This is a genomic window from Paraliobacillus ryukyuensis, from assembly GCF_003315295.1.
GTDB lineage: Bacteria > Bacillota > Bacilli > Bacillales > Amphibacillaceae > Paraliobacillus > Paraliobacillus ryukyuensis.
In genome coordinates this window covers 19626-40250 of the sequence record NZ_QNRI01000009.1, presented here as the reverse complement: position 1 = coordinate 40250, position 20625 = coordinate 19626, and the positions used below count along the sequence as shown (strand labels likewise).

Genomic DNA, 20625 nt, shown 5'->3' with positions numbered 1-20625 from the left:
AAGGACGTGCGTAGTAATGATTTATAAGATGGTGGAAACAGCGTGAAGAAACTCTTGTGCTCGTATCTCATTGCTGTGATTCTCTTGAATAAAACGATAGCCTTCATCCGTTATTTTTTCTCGTTCATTGTCATGTTCCAGATAATATGCTGCTTTTTCACGAACATCATCAACGGTACAAGAAATATAGTGTTTTTGATCTGTAAAACCTAAAGCTTGAATATCAGGATTTGTTTCTGCCAATAGTAATGTGTGACAACCAGGCGCTTCAAAGAATTTTAACACTGGAGCCCCGCCTCCAAGGCCTCTACCACCACAGGTGAAGAAAATTTTAGCACGATTTAACTCCTGCGCGTATTTTTCGTTCATAAAAACATTTGGTTTAGGTTTAGCTAAATGACCAGGGTGCGAGTGATAAACAAAACCTCTGTCATCTTTCATTTGCTCTAGTACGGCTTTTCGAAAGGCATAGCGCCCCTCGTCTGGAACATAGGGCAAGGAGTTCTTGTAGTGCACTAAACCCATTAATAGATAATCAATACTTTTGTCTAATTGCCAATCTTTGATTATTTCAGAATTAATTGACCATGGTAGCCAGTTTAATTTATGTTCATATTGTGGAAATGATGCTAAAAAGCCATGGTAACTAACGGAAAAGATAAGATCCATCCCGTTCTTTTCTATATAAGCGATTCGGCTTTTTGGTGACCAATGTAAATCAATAACAAAACATCCTTTTGGTATGTCAATTTTATCTAACCCAGTAATATGTGGTGCAAGGCGATAATTCCAAGCAATATCATAATGAAAAATAAAATCTGGTTTAATGTTAAGTTGATTTAGAATATCAGTAATATCACCGTCATTGTACCAATAATGAACATTAGCAAAAAATGCGATATTTTTTAGCATATCTGCTTTTGGTTTATGTTTTGGGTAGTTGAGCCAAAAAGGTCGCACAAGAATTAAAATGGTTAATTTGTTTTCCAATAGTTATCCCTTCCTTGTTTCATTCTAGTAACACTCTATGAGAACGTTAAAAATTGGTAACGTACAAATGTCATAAAAATATACTAAAATGTATTTCAATTCTTCAGAAAGTTTGTATAATTGTGATAAAATAATAAAAGTTCTACAAAAATGTTGTGGAAAAATGAGGAGGGTTCGCATGCAACAAGAGAGAGATTTTCAACAAGCAATTGGTTCTGACAAAGTAAATAGTCTCTCCTTTCGACTAGGTGCTTTTGGTGCTGCTGTACCATTACTGTTTTTTGTGATATGGGCGATTACAACTAGCGTACTGCAGTTATCATCAGAGATAGGGCTAGTGTTAGGGGCTGTGATTGGCATTACGTTAGGTTTGTTACTTTGCAAAAGTAAATGGGCCGATTATGCACAAGCTTTATTTGATGGACTGGCCCAGCCAATTGGTGTCATCGCCATGGTTGCTTGGTTTTATGCTGGAATGTTTGCTCAAGTATTACAAGTTGGCGGTTTAGTAGAAGGATTAGTATGGATAGGGACAACGACAGGTTTTACAGGTGGATTATTTGTCGCCTTAACGTTTATTCTAGCGGCGACTTTTTCAACCGCAGTTGGTACAGGCTATGGCACAACCGTTGCTTTTTGTACGTTAATGTATCCGGCTGGTGTTGCTACTGGTGCTGATCCTACGATGTTATTTGCGGCAATTTTAGCGGGGGCGGTGTTTGGTGATAATTTAGCACCTGTATCTGATACAACAATTGTTTCGGCAACTACACAAGATGCCGACGTGCCAGGAGTCGTTCGTAGTCGCTTTAAATATGCGATTAGTGCGGCAATTCCTACGGTACTATTGTTTGCTTTCTTTGGTGGTGGTGAAGCATTAGATACGCAAGTTGCTGTCAATGAATCGGTTAACCCCACTGGATTATTAATGCTTATTCCTTTTGTTATTGTTTTAATTTTAGCTTTATCAGGCCATCATTTACTTACTTCTTTAACATGGGGAATTTTAACAGCTATTTTAATGATTATTGTGTTTCCAATTGGTCATTTTTCGGATATTGTTTCGTTTAATGCTGCATCTGATTCAGTAGTAGAGGGAGCGCTTATTAAAGGGATTACGGGATACATGAATATGGCGATTTTAATATTATTAATTGTTGCTTCTGCTCACCTACTAAAATTAGGTGGTACGATGCAAATTATCACCAATACCTTAGTGAAATGGATTAAAACATCTGTTAAACGTGCAGAGCTTTCTATCTGGGCGATTGTTGCTTTATTAAACAGTGCAATAACAATTAATACTGCAGCAGAAATTGCTGCTGCTCCATTTGTGCGTCAATTAGGTGAAAAATATAAAATTCATGCGTATCGTCGTGCGAATATGTTAGATGCGATTACGTCCGCATTAGGATATATTTTTCCGTGGGGCGCACCGGTTTTACTTGGATGGTCGACGATATCGACAATGCAAGAAACATATGATTGGTTACCAGTTGTTGCTCCGACTGCAGTGTTCCCGTTTGTTTTCCAAGGTTGGTTCTTAGTCGTTGTTATGCTCGTAGCAGCAGCAACCAGCTGGGGATTACGTTATCAAGGGAAAGATGGAGAGGAATTAACAAAACCACCAAAAGAATAACATTTAAAAAAGCTTGGCATCCTCGTTGATGCCAAGCTTTACCTATAGTTTAGTGTATCTATGCTCTTTCTTCAAACAACCGACTAATAGTCACAATCGTGTTCACGGCTTTTTCCATATTATCTACGGAAATGTATTCATATTTCCCGTGGAAGTTTTCGCCGCCTGTGAACAAGTTTGGTGTTGGTAATCCCATAAAGGATAATTGTGATCCATCCGTTCCCCCACGAATCGGTTGAATGAGTGGTTCAATGTTTAATTCTTTCATAGCATCTGAAGCGATGTCGACAATTTGGCCTACCGGTTCAATCTTCTCTCGCATATTGTAATATTGGTCTTTCATTTCTAATGTTACAGATTCACTGCCATATTTTTTATTAAATTCTAAAACTATTTTCTCAATTAGTTCTTTCTTGGATTCAAATTTTACACGATCATGATCACGAATAATATAGTAAAGTTGGGCATGCTCTACGTCACCTGTCATTGATAGCAAGTGGTAGAACCCTTCATATTCTTCTGTGAATTCTGGTGCTGCATCGGCAGGCAGACGGTCATGGAAAGCCATCGCAATTTTGGTAGCGTGGACCATTTTATTTTTTGCTGTTCCTGGATGTACATTATTTCCTTTAAAAGAAATTTTAGCAGCTGCTGCATTAAAGCTTTCGTATTGTAATTCACCTAAAGGGCCACCATCTACGGTATAGGCAAAATCAGCATGAAAAGCCTCGACATCGAATTTATGCGGACCACGCCCAATTTCCTCATCAGGTGTGAAAGCAACGCGAATGTCTCCGTGTTTGATCTCTGGATGCTTGATTAAATAATCCATCGCAGTCATAATTTCCGCAATTCCTGCTTTATTGTCGGCTCCCAGTAATGTGGTGCCATCGGTTGTGATTAACGTATGACCAACATAGTTATTTAACTCTGGATAATCGCTCACTTTCAATACAACATTTTCCTCATTATGTAAGGTAATATCTTTACCATCGTAAGTTTCCATCAGTTGCGGTTTGACATTTTTTCCTGTGAAATCAGTAGCTGTATCTAAATGTGCTAAAAAACCAATAGTAGGAACAGCTTTATCTGTGTTAGAAGGAAGGGTAGCCATTACATAGCAGTTATCATCAATTGTTACTTCTTGCATTCCGATAGATTGTAATTCTTTCACAAGCATATGCGCTAATTTCCATTGACCTTCGGTGGATGGGCAGTTTTCGTTTGATTCATCTGACTGGGTATCAACTTTTACGTATGTGGTAAAACGATCGATTATTTCTTGTTTCATCATATATTCATCTCCATTTATAAAATTACTTTTATTTTAGCATAAGATAACGAATCGCATAAAATCCTTTACAATTCTAAATAATTTTATGCATCAAACCTTGTGAATTACTACTACTTACCTGTATCACCAATATATTATTTTAGAAATAAGGTTTAAATTTAGCAAAAAAGGTTATTTAAATGTACATAGTTTAACTAAATGAAGTACCACGTTGAGGTTTAGAAAGATAAATTTCCAGGCTGGGATATGGAGGTAGGGGAAATGAAAAAGCAAGTAATAGTTGTTGGTGCTGGGCCAGGTGGATTAGCTGCAGCGATGCAATTAAGTGCTGCAGGTTATCAAGTGAAAGTGTTAGAGAAACAAGCACAGGTTGGTGGTCGGACATCCAAACTACAATTAGGAGATTACCAATTTGATTTAGGTCCAACATTTTTTATGATGCCACAAATATTAGAAGAAGTTTTCGCTCGATCTGGTAGAGATCTACATGAGTATGTAGATATGCGTGAAGTTTCTCCTTTATATACGTTGAAATTTGGTGATGTCGCATTTTCACCAAGCAGAGATATGGAATATACCAAACAAGAAATAAGTCGTTTGTTTCCAGGGAATGAAGCAGGTTATGAAAAATTTCTCCGTATTGAAGGAGAAAAATTTGATCGTGTAATAAATTTATTAAAACAACCTTTTACTAGTATTGGTGACTTTTTTACGAAAGATATGTGGCGAGCACTTCCACGGTTAAATGCTTTTGACACCGTTTATGGTCGACTTTCCAAATATTTTACCGATGAACGATTAAAATGGGCATTTTCTTTCCAAGCAAAATATTTAGGTATGTCAGCTTGGGATTGCCCGGGAACATTCACTATTCTATCTTTTTTAGAGCATCGCTACGGTTTGTTTCACCCAATTGGTGGCGTGAATCAAGTATGTCATGCAATGGCTCGAGTGATTGAAGAGAATGGTGGAGAAGTATTAACGAATACAGGTGTCGAGCAAGTTATCGTGGACAATGGTAAAGCAACTGGTGTGCAATTAGAAAATGGTGCAACCGTTCAAGCAGATGATGTCATTATTAACGCTGATTTCGGTTATGCCATGACAAATCTATTTGATCAAAACGATTTACGTAAATATAAACAAGAAAATCTCGAGAAAAAAGGGTTATCATTATCGACATTTATGTTGTATTTAGGAGTAGATGATACGTTGGATTTACCACATCATATGGTATTGTTTGCTGATGATTATAAACAAAATGTAGATGACATTACGAAAGAAGGAAAGATTTCTTCCGATGCCTCTATTTATGTTCACAACCCTTCTCACTTAGATCCCACCCTCGCTCCTACAGGAAAATCGGCTTTATATGTATTAATGCCTGTACCGAACTTAGAAGCTTCAATTGATTGGGAAGAACAAAAACCACTCGTCAAAGAACAAATTCTTGATCGTCTAGAGAAAGAACCAGGTTTAGCAGGGCTACGTGAGAAGATAGAAGTAGAAAAGACCATTTCGCCATTAGAATGGGAAAAAGAGTATTACGTTTACCGAGGTGCAACGTTTAATTTATCACACAGCCTTGATCAAATGATGTATTTCCGTCCACATAATAAGTTTGAGGACGTAGAACATTGCTTCTTAGTTGGTGGAGGTACGCACCCGGGAAGTGGATTACCAACTATTTTTCAATCAGCTATTATCAGTTCTGACTTGTTACAAGACCAATATGGTACGAAAGCTCCTGTTATTCTGGATACCGAAGTGCCGACAGTGAAGGAGCAATTCTAATGAAGACAGCTATTGTAGGAGCAGGGATTGGTGGATTAACCGCCGCTTTATTATTAAATCGCCAAGGCCATGATGTTACCATTTATGAAAAAGAAGCCCATCTAGGGGGGCGTTTAACTTTTCAATCAAATGGAGAATACCGCATTGATCAGGGGCCTACGATTGTCCTACTGCCTGAATTACTAAAAGAAATTTTAGCAGAAGCAGGTATTGAGCAAGACGCGATCGAGTTGATTCCATGTGATCCGTTATATGATATTCATTTCGCTGATGGAACGGTGTATCGAAAATGGCGAGATACGAAAAAACAAATGGGTGAAATCGAATCAAAATTTCCGGGAGAAAGCTTCGGTTATCAACGTTATATGCATCAGATGAAAAAAGTATATGATTTTGGTACGGAAGCTTTTCTTTCCAAGATATTTATCAATAAGCGCTCTTTTCTTTCCTTGCAAAATATTAAATTCGTACTATCGTCGCAATCGTATCAGCATGTCTCAAAATATTTAGCTTCCTTTTTTAACGACAGACGCCTCATTCATTCTTATGCATTGCAGACCTTGTATATAGGAGGTGCTCCTCATCAAGTACCCGCCTTGTATGGTTTAATTTCTTACAGTGAACATGCATATGGCATCTGGTATGTAAAAGGTGGATATGCCAGCATTGTACCTGTTTTAGAAGAGGCGTGTAGATCGAGAGGAGTAAAAATTTATAAACAACAACCTGTGGACGACATTGTGGTTGAGGGAAAAACCGTGCAAGGCGTGCGCACGAATGGATCGTTTCAAGCTTTTGATCATGTAGTGTTCAACGGGGATTATCCAATGATTGATAGGTTACTACCAACAAACTATCAAAAGAAAAGGCAAAAGCAACTTGAACCTTCTTCCGGTTGTGTATTGGTGTATTTAGGCGTTAATCGTAGGTATCAGGATCAATTAACGCATCAATTCTATTTATCCGATGATTTTGATACGTATATGGAGGAGGTCGTCAGCGGAAATGAGATTCCTAATGATCCTTCCTGTTATGTGTTTAATCCTGTTACCATTGATCCAGATGCTGCTCCAGCAGATAAGAGTGTGTTGTATATGCTAATCCCGGTACCCGCCTCCATTGATCCTTCTGATAAAGCATTATATAGACTAGTAGAGGACCAAATCGAAAAAATTGAAAATAGTAGTTTTCAAGGATTACGAAATGCGATTGAATGGCAATCGATTCGAACACCACGACAAGCAGAGCAAGAAGGTCTATATTTAGGCGGTAGTTTTGGTGTGGCACCTAAAATTAATCAATCTGGCGGTTTTCGACCACAAATTATCCACCCTGAGATTAACGGCTTATTTGCAGTAGGTGCTTCTGTTCATCCTGGTGGTGGTATTCCGATTGTGATGCAAGGTGCTCGTTTGTTAGCAAATTACTTCAAAGAGGAGGAAACAAAGCATGTTAGATGAAAACGTGGCATTGGCTTGCAAGGAAATGATGAAAAAAGGTTCATCAAGTTTTTATCATGCTTTTAAGTTTTTACCAAAGCAAGAACGAGAAGCGGTTTTTGTCATTTATTCTTTTTGCCGAATGATTGATGATGCAGTGGATGAACCTGAAAACTCGCCATATACGCTGGAAGAGTTAGAGGATCAGTTTGATAATTTAGCATTTGCCGAGGGTCATTTTATATGGCCGGCCTTACGATGGTTGCTTTCCAGCTATGAGTTGTCAAAAGAACCGTATTATACCCAGATGAGTGGTCAACGAATGGACTACTACCGTACGGCTTATGACACGATGGATCAATTAGAAGATTATTGCTATCGTGTAGCTGGTTCAGTTGGAGAAATGCTTATTCCTGTGTTGCACGAGCGCCCGAATCAGGCAATTATTGAATCAGGTGTTGCCTTGGGCAAAGCGATGCAAATTGTTAATATTATTCGCGATATTGGCGCAGATCAGCGCCTTGGGCGACGATATGTACCATTAGAAATGATGCACGCATATGGCTACAGCATCGAGGATTGGGAGAATCAAGTCATTAACCAAGAACTACGAAATCTTATCAAAGCTTTAACCGATCAAGCCGATCAATGGTTTGAAGAAGGACTTCAATTTATTGACACATATCCGAAAAAAAGTGCACTATCTATGCAACTAGCTGCTAGATACTACCGAGAGATCATTCAAGTCGTTAAAGAAAATGATTATCAAGTATTTACAGCGCGCGCGGTAGTTTCTAACAAGCGAAAAAGCCAACTACTATTGCAGCTAACTAAATAGAAGGATCCAACAAAATGATGAAAGATGTTAACCAAAACGTACTTATCTTATTTCCTATTTTTGCTGTTTGGTATCTTATTGGCTTTTTCTTGCAAGTATTTTGGCACGTTCCTGCTATACTGGCTTTTTCTAAGCCACTGTTTCTTGTATTCTATGCTTGCTGTTTAATAGAAATGCTAGCAAAGCAAACCACAAAGCAGGTATGGTATTGGCTAGCGTTGATATGTGTCGGGAGTGTCACATATCTGGTAGAAGTAATTAGTGTTGCTACAGGATTTCCATTTGGAAGCTACCGATATACCCCCGTCCTGGGGCCTAACCTCATCGGTGTTCCTATCACGATTACGCTTGCGTGGATAGGGGTATTGTTTAATAGTATGTATCTAGCAAATCAAAAGACAAAATTATTGCGAGCGCTCGAAACTGGTGTATGGATTGTTGTGCTTGATCTGATCTTGGATCCAGTAGCTGAAGTAGAATCATTTTGGGAATGGAATGGAAACGGAAGTTATTTTGGCATCCCAATCACCAATTTTGTTACTTGGTTTATTTTGGGTGCTATCTTATCACTGATGTTTCCACTTTATCCAAAGCAGCATAACATTCATCGAAAAATCACATGGGTTTATCAAGGCATGTTACTATTGTTTGGCTTATTAGCTTTTCGTAATGGCATAGCAATCATAGGGGTATTAAGTATTGCTTTTATTCTCCTTGTAGAAGGTAGGTATCAGTATGATTACCGCAGCCAAAAGTAAACGATTTTCGAATTTATTTTATTCTTATTTAAAATATTATTTATTACATAAACACTTTCACAACGTTTATGTAGAGGGCGATATTGATGAGGACAATCAATTTCCCATAATTTATATTGCCAACCACAGTTCTTGGTGGGATGGATTGCTATTGTTTTATGTAACAAAACAACAGTCTAATAGGGATCATTACATTATGATGGATCAACAAGGATTGGAACAGTATGGTTTTTTTCGTGAGTTGGGAGCTTATTCAATTAATCGCTATCAACCAAAGGCTATTGTGCAAGCTTTGCAGTATAGTGAACAATTAATTCAAGATCATAAAGCGGTTTGGCTGTTTCCGCAAGGTGAAATCCAACACCAAGACATCCGACCTTATCAATTTCAATCTGGTCTTGGTTACTTGATTCAGCGATTTGAACAAGTGAGGGTCAAACCAGTTACATTTCACTATTACTTTGATGAACCACAAAAACCAATTGCCAGTATTCAATTTGGAGAAGCAATTCTAATGAATGGTAAAGCTCATACGAGAAAAGAATGGACGGTTTATTTAGAAAAAGTGCTCCAACAACAAGCAGACACGCACCGATTAGCTGTTATCAATAAAAAACAAAAACACCAGTATCCGGTCATGCGACAGAGTAAATCGACAAGTGATCGATTGGATGCATTGAAAAATGGGGTGAAAAAGTGGACACCATTCTCATCCTAGTGAGTTGTTGGCTCTTGTTTCAATTAGGCTTTGTTTGTTGGAATCTGTTTGTTTTTCCAAGGTTATCACAACAACAGGTACCTAATACACAAACCCCAATCCGGTTATCTGTGCTAATTCCAGCACGAGATGAAGAAGCTAATATTGAAGCATGCCTATCTTCTGTTATACAGCAAACGCAACAGCCGTATGAGATTATTGTCTTAAACGATCATTCTACAGATAATACCAAGAAGTTAATAAGGGGGTTAGCTAATAAACATCAATCAATTCGTCTAGTCGAGGGCAAGTCACTACCGAAAGGGTGGACAGGTAAATCCTATGCCTGTCAACAGTTGGCAGATCATGCAAGTGGTGATTGGTTCTTATTTGTAGACGCAGATGCTCGATTAGAACCAAAGGCCATAGAGCAGATGAACCCAATATTAGCAAAACAAGGTGCTGGCATTGTCTCTGGATTTCCAAGACAAATCGTCGGTTCTTGGTTGGAAAAGTTAGTAGTGCCAATGATGATGTTTGTTATTCTCTGTCACCTTCCAATCTATTTTGTGAAAAACAGTAAACGTGCTATGTTTGCAGCAGCACATGGTGCTTTTATCACTGTTCACCAAACAAGTTATCATGTTATTGGTGGGCACGCTGCAATCCGAGATAGTCTGTTAGATGATATGAGCTTAATGAAACGGATGAAACAATATGGTTTTCCAGCTACATTAGCAAAAATCGATCGTTATGTGTATATGCGCATGTATCATACTTGGAAAGATGTTTGGTTTGGTTTTCAAAAGAACATCTACACTGGTGTGAATCGCCAAGCCATCGCTCTCTTACTAGTCATTGCTTACTACCTAATGTTATATATTGTACCGATCGTGTTATTATTTACAGGAGCTAATCCAATTCTAGTGGTGATCAGTTACGCAATTGCCGTACTAACGAAAGCGATTGTAGATTATTCAAATGGTGTTACACTTGTTTATAGCTTCTTTCTTCCAATTAGTGTATTGTTTGTTATCTTGATTAGTTTTGATTCATTTTTGAAAAGTTTTAAAAAGCAAGGTTACCAATGGAAGGGGAGAAGTTATTCATGAAAAAGATCATAATCGTTGGTGCAGGATTAGGAGGATTGAGTTGTGCAATTCGTTTGGCATATCACGGGTTTTCCGTTACAGTTATGGAGAAGCAGTCAACGATTGGCGGCAAACTGCAACAAGTAACAGCAGGAGAGTATCAGTTTGATTTGGGCCCTAGTACGATTACCATGCGGCATATATTTGAAGAATTATTCACTGCTTGTGATCGAAATATCGAAGACTATGTTTCGTTTTATCCAATTGCTACTGGCACACGAAACTTCTTCTCGGATGGACAGGTCGTTGATTTTAATACAGATCAAGCAAGTGTAACTGCCCAGATCGCTACCTATAGTCCTGAAGATGCTCAGAACTATCATAGCTTTTTGCGGGAAGCTTCTCGTCTTTATACCATTGCTGAACGAAGTTTTTTTAAAAAATTGATGTATTCAACAAAAGCAAAGTTATCGACAAAATTGTTAACTGACTTTCTTCGTATTAAACCGCACAAGACGTTGCATCAGTTAACTAGACAATTCTTCAGACATCCTAATACGCTGGCAATGTTTGATCGATATGCAACGTATGTGGGATCATCGCCTTACCAAGCACCGGCTATCTTTGCGATGATGGCACATTTAGAAGGTAGGCAAGGTATTTATGGCATGAAAGGTGGCACTTATGCATTAGTGCAGGGATTAGAAAAGTTAGCGCTTGAGTTAGGTGTTTCGATCCAAACAAATGTGGAAGTGAAGCAATTATTAATCAACGAAAATAGGCAAACAATCGGTGTTGCAACGAATGTTGGTGAATTTTTTGCTGATGATGTAATTGCAAATGCTGATGCATTAACGGTACAAACCACGTGGTTCAATCGTCCAGAGCGACAGATTAACAACGTGGAACCTTCTCTATCTGGATTTACGATTTTATTGGGGACACAGCAAAAGTTTGCGAACTTGTCGCATCATAATGTATTCTTTCCCAGTAATTATCAAGCTGAGTTTGAAGCTATTTTTAAGGAGAAGTGTGTTCTACCAACGCCAACGATTTACATATGCAATTCTAGTGTTTCAGAGCCAACACGAGCGAAACCTGATGCAAGCAATTTATTTATGTTGATAAATGCACCTTACATGAAAAACCAAGCTGATTGGTCAGAAGAGCAAATAATCTACATTCGATCCCGCGTATTTACGCAGCTGCAATCGTTTGGATTACAGCTAGATGAAGCGACGATTGATTATGAAGAATATATGACACCAGCAGATATTGCTGCTCGAACAGGCGCTTATAAAGGAACGATTTATGGCATGTCCTCTAATTACTTTAAGCAAGCTTTTTTTCGTATGCCAAATAAAGATCGCAGCATTGATCATCTTTATTATGTCGGTGGATCGACGCATCCAGGTGGAGGAACCCCAATGGTAACTTTATCAGGTATGTTAGTTGCCGATGATATTATAGAACGTTATCGATAAAGGAGTTTTCTATATGACAGATTCAATTAATAAACGAAAAGCAGAGCACATTGAACTTTGTTTAACAGATCAAGTAACTGGTAACAACATTTCAACTGGAATGGAATCTGTACGATTTGTACATAATGCATTACCAGAGATCGACTTTAATGAGATTTCATTAGCGCAGCAATTTTTAGGGTTTGAACGTAAAACGCCTTTTCTGATTAGCTCAATGACTGGCGGAGCGCAGATGGCAGAGACGATCAATAGAAATCTAGCCATGGCGGCGGAAGAAAAAGGCTGGACCTTTGCACTTGGATCTACACGTGCTCTCATTGAAAGAGAGTCTTTTCGTCCATCATTTCAAGTTAGAAAATATGCGCCAACTGTTCCGATCATTGCTAATTTAGGAGCGGTACAATTAAACTACGGTTTCACTGTCGATCAGTGTAAACAAATTATTGATATTACCGATGCGAACGTACTTGTGCTTCACTTGAATGCCATTCAAGAAATTGTCCAAACAGGTGGAGATACGAATTTCTCTAATTTACTTGGCAAAATTGAAAAACTTGTTGCTGCATTAGACGCCCCTGTTGGGGTAAAAGAAGTAGGTTGGGGGATTGATGGTACGGTCGCGAAGAAACTACGTGATGTAGGGATCGCTTTTGTTGATACAGCAGGAGCTGGTGGCACGTCTTGGAGTCAGGTAGAGAAGTTACGCTCCAAAGATGAGATCAAAAAAGAAGCGGCAGAAGCGTTTGTGGATTGGGGAATTCCAACAGTAGAAAGCATTGTCTCTGTACGTGAGCATGTTTCTGATGTGCCAATTATCGCAAGTGGTGGAATGAAAACAGGATTAGATGCTGCTAAAGCGATTGCCATCGGTGCTGATATGGTTGGTTTTGCTCGATCTGTCTTAAGAGAAGCAACGGAATCCGTCGACAAATTACTTGATTTAATGGAAACAAGAGAATTAGAATTACAAATGGCCATGTTTGCTTTAGGCGTAAAAAATATTAATGAATTAAAACAAACCAATCGAGTAATTGTTGGTTAAATCATTACTTTATACGTAAACACTTCCATCTGCATTATGATAAAATAATGTTGATGGAAGTTTTTTTGTAAAATTTGGCTCTATACTAAATGTGGTGGTATCCGAGTTTTGAGCGATTGAAAAAGAAGATACTGGGGTGTCAAGAGATAAGAAGCGTCTTATTATAAAAGTACCCTAGCAGAGGAAATATGCGAGACTCCTACGGGAACAGCAAATGTTTTCGATGGGACGAGTAATCGCAGTCCCACGAGCCGAAGATCCACTTGGTTAAGCGATTTTCTTTTGCGGTTCAGGTACAAGTAGGATTAATAATGTAAGTGTAATAAAAGAGATGATGGAGTGAAAATGACACCACCACATTTGACAGAGAACTAAAATTTCACTTTTTTAAACCATTAAACGATAAATTTTACTCATACTATATAATTTTAATTGTCCAAAGGAGTTGAGAAGATGAACCAAGCAAATGAACTGTTTGATGTAACAATTATTGGCGGAGGAACAACAGGGCTGTATACGGCCTTTTATAGTAGTTTACGAGAAATGAAAACAAAACTAATTGAAGCGAGTCCGTTTCTAGGAGGGAAAGTGTCGTTATTCTTTCCAGAGAAAAAAGTTTATGATCTTGGTGCCATCCCAGGGGCTACTGGAGAAGAGATTGTTAATCAAACGATTCAACAAGCAACGATGTTTGATCCAATGATTATACAAAATGAATGGGTAGACCATATTGAAAAACAAGCGGACGGCACTTTTTTTCTTACAACAGCTAATGGTAAAACGCACTTCTCTAGAACAGTTATTTTAGCTACGGGCAATGGTATGTTTACAATCGTTGGACCAGATCTATTTGATTTGAAACAAGATGAAAATGTACGTAACCGACTAGAAGAGTTAGAACAATATCGTGGGAAGCGCGTCGTCATTTTTTCCAATAGTCGAACTGGCATGGAATGGGCTGCTGCATTAAAAGATATTGCTGAAACCGTGTATTTATTTAACGAAAAAGATAACTATGTAAAAGCAAAAGACCATGATTTTAAGTTAATTGAACAGCAAAACATAAAGGAACAGAGACAAATCACTTTAACAGAAGTGAATAGAAAAAATAATAATGTTGTTGAAGTAGTGGTTTCAGATCACACCGGCAAGCAAGAACTGCTTGCGGTCGATGATGTGCTAGTCTATCAAGGAATAAGCATGAAGCAAACACCGTTTGAAGATTGGGGAATGCAGACGGAACAAGGCCGTGTAACGACCAATACACTCATGGCGACATGTGTCGATGGGATGTTTGTTGCGGGAGATGCTGCTATCTATCCTGGAAAAACGAATTTAATTGCCTCAGGGTATTCCGAAGCAATGACAGCAGTGAATAGTGCGAAGCAGTACCTTGATCCAAAAGCAAGCGCACAAATTTATACAACAGTGATCTTTAGGGATAAATAAAACAAAAAAAGCGTGTTAGTTTTGCTTGAAATCGTAAGGCTAGCATTTTTTTGAAAAAATATTTTCTGAAAATATAAAAAATATTGAAAAGAAAGACAGGAAAGATTATAGTTAATAGAAAGAGGTTTGGAGGGAGAGCAATGCCAAAAGATTTAAGAATTAAAAGTAATGTATTTGATGATCCAAAACGAGCGCCAAATCGTGCGATGCTGCGAGCAGTTGGAGTAACAGATGAAGATTTTAAAAAACCAATGATTGGTGTCGCAAGTACATGGAGCGAAGTAACACCTTGTAACATTCATTTGCATGATTTAGCAGAACAAGCAAAACAGGGTGCGAAAGATTCAGGGGGTGTTCCATTAATATTTAATACGATTACAGTGTCTGACGGTATTTCAATGGGTACGGAAGGGATGCGTTACTCGCTACCAAGTCGTGATGTGATCGCAGATTCCATTGAAACTGTAGTTGGAGCAGAAAATTTAGATGCTTATGTTGCAATTGGTGGTTGTGATAAAAATATTCCCGGTTGTATGATCTCCATTGCACGGTCAGATGTACCTGCTGTTTTTGTTTACGGTGGAACGATCGCGCCAGGTTATCGAAATGGTGAGAAATTAGATATTGTTTCCGTATTTGAAGGAGTAGGAAAACATAATAATAATTTGATTTCAGATGAAGAATTACATGGAATTGAATGTCATGCTTGTCCGGGTGCTGGCGCTTGTGGCGGTATGTACACCGCTAATACAATGGCATCTGCAGTGGAGGCATTGGGAATGAGTTTACCAGGTAGCTCTTCACACCCTGCTGAATCGCCAGACAAATATGAGGATACTCGTTTAGCTGGGGAAGCAGCTTATCAATTATTAGAAAAAGGGATCTATCCAAAAGATATTTTAACGAAAAAGGCATTTGAAAATGCGATTACCGTTGTCATGGCTTTAGGTGGTTCAACGAATGCAATTTTACACTTACTTGCCATTGCACATGCTGCTGAAGTAGACGTGACGATGGATGATTTTGATCGTATCCAGAAAAAAGTACCGCACTTAGCAGATTTGAAGCCAAGCGGTAAATATGTGATGGAAGATCTATATAAAGTTGGTGGCGTACCAGCTGTCATGAAAATGTTGCATGAAAATGGTTATCTACATGGCGATTGTTTAACTGTAACAGGTAAGACACTCGCAGAAAATCTAGCAGATGCACCAGATCTAGCCGAAGGTCAACAAATTATTTTACCATTAGAAAAACCTTACCGTGAAAATGGTCCATTAGTTATCTTAAAAGGAAACTTAGCACCACGCGGAGCAGTGGCGAAAGTGTCAGGAGTCAAAGTCAAACGACATACGGGTCCTGCTCGTGTATTTGATAATGAAACAGACGCGACGAACGCCGTGATGAAAAATGAAATCAACGAAGGAGATGTACTGGTCATTCGAAATGTGGGTCCAAAAGGTGGACCAGGAATGCCAGAAATGCTTTCTATCTCTGCTATTTTGGTCGGAAAAGGACTTGGTGAAAAAGTAGCGTTATTAACAGACGGACGTTTCTCTGGCGGTACGCATGGACTAGTTGTTGGCCACATTGCACCAGAAGCTCAAGTTGGTGGCCCTATTGCTTTGTTAAAAGAAGGTGATCAAGTGACAATTGACTCTGATTCTCAAGAAATTCTCATGGATGTTTCTGAAGATGAGATAGAGCAGAGAAAACAAAACTGGACTGCACCGCCATTATACAAGAAGGGTATTTTAGGTAAATACGCACATAACGTTTCCTGCTCTTCTAAAGGTGCGGTAACAGATGATTTTAGTTCATGAATCAGATAAAATGTTCGCTCCTTTAAGATAATATTTAACATGTATGGAAGTGTTTGTGTGATATAATCCCAATAAGATGATTTCTATCTTATTGGGATTTTTATCGTCATCTTAATGTCTAGTGCTGGAGGTGCAGCATGTATATCATGAAGGTTGCTGCTATATTTATTTTTTTAGTATGTATGTTTGTTATTCTAAGAACAGAACGAAAATTGCTCAAGTTTACTGGCTTTATTTATTTTGTTTTACTCTCGATAATCTTTATGGCTGGTATTATGTATATTTCCAATGCTTATACTTTATTTGAGGCTCCAAAAGAGGGTGGTTTTAATAAGCTTGGAACATGGGTTGGTACTTTTTCATATTTGTATATTATCCCTACATTCTTGATTATTGGATATAAGCTTTTTAAACTTAAAAATATGTTGTTTGGCAGGACATGGTTGCGTATGTTGATGTATTTTGTGTGGTTAGTAATTTTAATCGGTGTTAGCCTTATATCTTATGCTATTTTTGTTTTGACTTTTTATGGTTTTGCTCCGTAATAAAAGAACTGGTGAATGATAAACAACATATAGAACGGATGTTACGGTTAAAAACGTAAGAAAAAATGTAATGTCAGACTGTTATGTTAAAGAATAACAGGGGTGTAAAATATATATCAACAATCTATAGAGTGATTGAATGTTAAAAAATCTATTTAAAAAGAAAGAAGAACTAGACCAATTATCCTCGTCTAATAATGATGAATTAGAAAGTATTGAAATTAAAGAGAATTTAGCTGTTGATTTAAAAGACGAAATAGAAGAATTTGATGAAGAAGATATTAGCAAACACATAGTGCATTTTTCAGAGGGGAAATTTTGGACAAAGGTGCAAAGATTTTCTAAAAAAGCTAGATCTTTGGGCTTGTCAAGAAAAGTGTGTAAGTTTAAATATACTTTAAAATCTACTCTCTAATTTATCATGGATGAGTAGTTGGTTGATAACCATTCACCAATTTTGAATGTGGCCATATCATATATTTCTATTTAATAATAAAAAGACTAAACTGGTAAGCAAGAGTCATACGCTCTCTTAACTTACACAGTTTAGTTTACACTCACATTTAAATTGTTTATGCTTAAGTTGCTTTATTTTAAAGTTAAACTAGCTTTCCAAGTATCATTGATTTTTGCACCTACTGTAAAGCCTTTAACTTCGAAACCTAGTAAACTATAACCGTTAACTTTGATTACCGCCTTATCGTTAGTACTTCTTTTTTTAGTGAAATTGTAAGAAGTACTAGTTTGATTCCAAGTAACACCTATTTGTATTCCAGAATAATAAGATTTAATATTCGAAACCTTTGTAAATCGCGGTTTTCCATTTACTATTTTATAATTATATTTAAAAGAAACATTTCTCCAACAGGCTAGTCCGGTCATGCCATAACCAGAGAAAGGAGCCCACCAATTTATAGTGTGTGATCCATTTTTGGTGCTCATCATACCAACTTGATTAGTGGTTTTACTATTTGTAGATGATAAATCTATTGTTTCTTCAAATAAAGTTACTTCAGTTTCGTTCATTTCTTTCACAAATTTTTCAAATTCTTCAACTGTATCAAACTTGATGATTTCATCTTCGTTTAAATGGCTGATTTCTTCAGAAGGTACTAACTCGAAATCTAATGTGTTTGATTTTTCTAATTCGTTCAATTCATTTGAAATGCTCTCCGTGTCAGTTTTCGCTAAGGAAGTAATGCTAGTAGTGCTGAATACAACTAGTACGGCCGTAAAAAGAATAGTTAATGATTTGATAAAAGACCTTTTCACTGATACCCCTCCTATTTTTTAAATCTATTTAATAATAACACTAAATAAATAAAAAAAAACAATTATTTCCAATTTATGTAATAATATGATTGTGAATGTTGTTATTCAAATTAAAAAAAGGGTGATTTATTTTGAAAATTAATAAAAAAATCTTACTTATCAGTACATTAATCCCTGTTTTATATGTTGTTGTTGTTCCTTTTAAAAAAATAAGCAATTATGGAATTGCTGAATATGCAATAGGATTTCCATTTCATTTCATGTGGTACAGAGAGTTTGGGGAGATTCCTAATAAGCTTCTATTATTTACTTCAGGTGAGATACGGAAAATTCAATTTGATTTGATGTATTATTTTCTTTCTGTATTGTTCTTCTATTTTTTAATTCTTGTATGTATGTACGCATACAAGAGGGTTAAAAAAACAACTTAAAAATTTAATGCAAGTACTGAATCATCTGCAAGAACAAAAAAGATTGAAGCAGGATGCAACTACAATATCTTCTTTATATCAAGAGCTGAAGAACGGAGAGTGGAGAAAAGAAGCTAAATCTTTACTGAAGATTACAGGTAAAACAGCTGTCAAAGGCGGGGTTAATGATTTAGCTGCTGAGTTGACTATTGACGTTGCTCAGTGTAGCTGGAAAATCGAAAACTTTTATTTTAATTTTGATTCGATAATATCAAACAACATAATGAGTGCCATTACAAATATAGATTCAAATATATTTGCTTTCCAGTCAAATGAGTTTATAAATATATAATCAAATATACAAAGTAAAATATAAAGAGGGGCTAATAAAATTAGTGCTACTTTGATTTTCATAACAATCTCCTGCGAAGTGGTTGATTATTTCTAATTATATAATATATAGCCGGTTGATTGAACCCATTGTTTTAAAAGCCATCATCGTTGGTGCTTTAGGTTACTTTATTTTGCCTTTAGATATTATACCTGATCTTGCAGTGGGTGTAGGTTATACCGATGACTTAAGTGCTGTAATATTTGCTTTATTTCAAGTAGCGCTATATGTCGATGATGGAATTGAAATACAAGCCAAAGGTAAATTAAAAAAATTATTTGGTGAAAATGTAGATACCTCTGATATTGATAGTAAATTAAAAAATTAACCCAATAAATTCTATGAAGCGTTTGTTACTAACTTTTAAAAAGGGCTTCAGTATTTGAGAAGCCCTCGATAAAAATTAATTAATCGCATCCTCTACCGGGTAATCAGTCGGATCAAGAAGTAGCTCCTCACCTAAAGCTAAGTGCGCTAATTGTTGTCCTAAAAATGGTCCGGTTGTAAGTCCAGAAGAACCAAGCCCGTTAGCTGTAAACAAATTATTAAAACCAGGAATAGCTCCGATTACTGGCAGAAATCCAGGTGTACTTGGACGAAAGCCCACTCTTGTTTCCATTATAGTACTTTGCGCCAACCCAGGTGCAATCGCTAATGCTTTATTTAAAATCTCTTGTAACCCGATGGCAGTCACGCGTTGATCAAACCCTAAATTATTTTCATGGGTTGCGCCAGCAATGACACGATGATCATCATATGCTACTAAATAGTGGTCACTTGGAGGCATGACAACTGGCCATGTACTGGTATCTTGATCAGGCAATTGCATGTGCATGATTTGTGCTTTTTGTGATTCAACTAAAAAATCAATTCCTAATGAGGAGAGCAATTGCTTTGCCCAGACACCTGCTGTAATAATAATTCGATCAGCAGGGATGTGCTCATTGTTGCAGTATACATGAACTGCCTCCCCTTTTGCTTCTAATCGTGCCTCACCCCTTACCAATTTTGCACCATGTTTTTTGGCGGCACGCAATAACGCATCTCGTAGTTTTCTACCATTTACTCTTGCCGCTCCACTTACATGAATGGCACGATAGTCCTCCTGTATAGCTGGAAATAATGCTTTGGTTTCTTCTGGCGTTAATTTTGTTAGCTCGCCAATTTCTGGGGCATCTTTTCTACGTTTCATCGCCCTTTCCATCATTCTATCTAGTTTCTCTTCTTCTTGCCGAATACTAATGGCACCAACACGCTTATAACCAGTATCTTCTTCACCATCTTCTGCTAATTGCTCAATCAAAGAAGGATAGTATTTAGCCCCTTCTTTTGCTAAGTAATACCATCGTTTATTTCGCCGTTGTGATAACCAAGGGCAGACAATACCTGCAGCTGCATCCGTTGCTTGCCCATCATGTTTTTTATCGATAATGGTAACAGGTACTCCTTTTTTGGCTAAATGATAAGCAGTAGAAGCCCCTAATATACCTGAACCTATAATAAGATAATGCGTTGTCATAAATGTTATACTCCTTTATCTAATCTTCCTTTCTAGTCTGCATAAAAAAATCCCGAATCGCAAGTTTGGCGAAAACATGCTTAAAGTGTCATAAAAAGGTAATAAAATTATGAATAAAAATGTACCTTCGCCTATAAATATGTGATATAA

19 protein-coding genes are annotated in these 20625 nt (G+C 37.3%); 15 read left to right on the top strand and 4 right to left on the bottom strand.

Annotation, left to right across the window (positions count from 1 at the left end; genetic code table 11):
- Positions 1 to 21: 21 nt before the first annotated feature.
- Positions 22 to 990, bottom strand: coding sequence for a glycosyltransferase family protein (locus tag DES48_RS12130; RefSeq protein WP_113869551.1), 969 nt, complete (start codon positions 988 to 990; stop codon positions 22 to 24).
- A gap of 178 nt (positions 991 to 1168) precedes the next feature.
- Between DES48_RS12130 and DES48_RS12125 the strand changes: the two genes are divergently transcribed.
- On the top strand, positions 1169 to 2629 hold the full coding sequence (locus DES48_RS12125) for a Na+/H+ antiporter NhaC family protein (RefSeq protein ID WP_113869549.1): 1461 nt from the start codon (positions 1169 to 1171) through the stop codon (positions 2627 to 2629).
- Between the two features lie 58 nt (positions 2630 to 2687).
- On the opposite strand, the gene pepT is transcribed toward DES48_RS12125, so the two are convergent.
- Positions 2688 to 3920: a peptidase T gene (gene pepT / locus DES48_RS12120; RefSeq protein WP_113869694.1), complete on the bottom strand. Its 1233-nt coding sequence runs from the start codon at positions 3918 to 3920 to the stop codon at positions 2688 to 2690.
- A gap of 264 nt (positions 3921 to 4184) precedes the next feature.
- Here pepT and DES48_RS12115 point away from each other — a divergent pair, with 264 nt between their 5' ends.
- The 12 genes from DES48_RS12115 to DES48_RS12060 all read left to right on the top strand — a co-directional run bounded on the left by DES48_RS12115 (position 4185) and on the right by DES48_RS12060 (position 17298).
- On the top strand, positions 4185 to 5717 hold the full coding sequence (locus DES48_RS12115) for a phytoene desaturase family protein (protein ID WP_113869547.1): 1533 nt from the start codon (positions 4185 to 4187) through the stop codon (positions 5715 to 5717).
- The gene (locus DES48_RS12110; protein WP_113869545.1) at positions 5717 to 7177 is read left to right on the top strand and encodes a phytoene desaturase family protein; all 1461 of its coding nucleotides are present in this window, start codon (positions 5717 to 5719) and stop codon (positions 7175 to 7177) included. The genes DES48_RS12115 and DES48_RS12110 overlap by 1 nt, the downstream gene beginning before the upstream one ends.
- Positions 7167 to 7994 carry a phytoene/squalene synthase family protein gene (locus tag DES48_RS12105; RefSeq protein WP_113869543.1) on the top strand — a complete coding sequence of 276 codons (828 nt, stop codon included), beginning with the start codon at positions 7167 to 7169 and terminating at the stop codon, positions 7992 to 7994. Before DES48_RS12110 ends, DES48_RS12105 begins: the two co-directional genes overlap by 11 nt.
- Before the next feature lie 14 nt (positions 7995 to 8008).
- Positions 8009 to 8752, top strand: coding sequence for a carotenoid biosynthesis protein (locus tag DES48_RS12100; RefSeq protein WP_113869541.1), 744 nt, complete (start codon positions 8009 to 8011; stop codon positions 8750 to 8752).
- Positions 8730 to 9470 carry a lysophospholipid acyltransferase family protein gene (locus DES48_RS12095; protein WP_113869539.1) on the top strand — a complete coding sequence of 247 codons (741 nt, stop codon included), beginning with the start codon at positions 8730 to 8732 and terminating at the stop codon, positions 9468 to 9470. Before DES48_RS12100 ends, DES48_RS12095 begins: the two co-directional genes overlap by 23 nt.
- On the top strand, positions 9449 to 10561 hold the full coding sequence (locus tag DES48_RS12090; protein WP_170126213.1) for a glycosyltransferase family 2 protein: 1113 nt from the start codon (positions 9449 to 9451) through the stop codon (positions 10559 to 10561). The genes DES48_RS12095 and DES48_RS12090 overlap by 22 nt, the downstream gene beginning before the upstream one ends.
- A complete protein-coding gene (locus tag DES48_RS12085; protein ID WP_113869535.1) occupies positions 10558 to 12024 on the top strand; it encodes a phytoene desaturase family protein in 1467 nt (488 codons plus the stop codon). Before DES48_RS12090 ends, DES48_RS12085 begins: the two co-directional genes overlap by 4 nt.
- 13 nt (positions 12025 to 12037) lie before the next feature.
- The gene (gene fni, locus DES48_RS12080) at positions 12038 to 13066 is read left to right on the top strand and encodes a type 2 isopentenyl-diphosphate Delta-isomerase (RefSeq protein WP_113869533.1); all 1029 of its coding nucleotides are present in this window, start codon (positions 12038 to 12040) and stop codon (positions 13064 to 13066) included.
- A gap of 453 nt (positions 13067 to 13519) precedes the next feature.
- A complete protein-coding gene (locus DES48_RS12075) occupies positions 13520 to 14515 on the top strand; it encodes an NAD(P)/FAD-dependent oxidoreductase (protein ID WP_113869531.1) in 996 nt (331 codons plus the stop codon).
- Positions 14516 to 14655: 140 nt separating this feature from the next.
- Complete coding sequence (gene ilvD, locus DES48_RS12070) at positions 14656 to 16338, top strand: dihydroxy-acid dehydratase (RefSeq protein ID WP_079707888.1); 1683 nt, start codon at positions 14656 to 14658, stop codon at positions 16336 to 16338.
- Positions 16339 to 16484: 146 nt separating this feature from the next.
- The gene (locus DES48_RS12065) at positions 16485 to 16883 is read left to right on the top strand and encodes a hypothetical protein (RefSeq protein WP_147232411.1); all 399 of its coding nucleotides are present in this window, start codon (positions 16485 to 16487) and stop codon (positions 16881 to 16883) included.
- A 139-nt stretch (positions 16884 to 17022) separates the two neighbouring features.
- On the top strand, positions 17023 to 17298 hold the full coding sequence (locus DES48_RS12060) for a hypothetical protein (protein ID WP_113869527.1): 276 nt from the start codon (positions 17023 to 17025) through the stop codon (positions 17296 to 17298).
- A 173-nt stretch (positions 17299 to 17471) separates the two neighbouring features.
- Here the strand turns inward: DES48_RS12060 and DES48_RS12055 are convergent, their stop codons facing one another.
- Positions 17472 to 18155 (bottom strand): hypothetical protein, encoded by a 684-nt coding sequence (locus DES48_RS12055; protein ID WP_211318493.1) that lies wholly within the window; start codon positions 18153 to 18155, stop codon positions 17472 to 17474.
- Between the two features lie 474 nt (positions 18156 to 18629).
- Between DES48_RS12055 and DES48_RS12045 the strand changes: the two genes are divergently transcribed.
- Positions 18630 to 18917 carry a hypothetical protein gene (locus tag DES48_RS12045; RefSeq protein ID WP_147232410.1) on the top strand — a complete coding sequence of 96 codons (288 nt, stop codon included), beginning with the start codon at positions 18630 to 18632 and terminating at the stop codon, positions 18915 to 18917.
- Between the two features lie 115 nt (positions 18918 to 19032).
- Positions 19033 to 19284, top strand: a complete 252-nt coding sequence (locus tag DES48_RS12040; protein ID WP_425451888.1) for a YkvA family protein — start codon at positions 19033 to 19035, stop codon at positions 19282 to 19284.
- Between the two features lie 75 nt (positions 19285 to 19359).
- Here DES48_RS12040 and DES48_RS12035 read toward each other — a convergent pair whose 3' ends face one another.
- The gene (locus tag DES48_RS12035; protein WP_113869521.1) at positions 19360 to 20475 is read right to left on the bottom strand and encodes an NAD(P)/FAD-dependent oxidoreductase; all 1116 of its coding nucleotides are present in this window, start codon (positions 20473 to 20475) and stop codon (positions 19360 to 19362) included.
- Positions 20476 to 20625 lie beyond the last annotated feature (150 nt).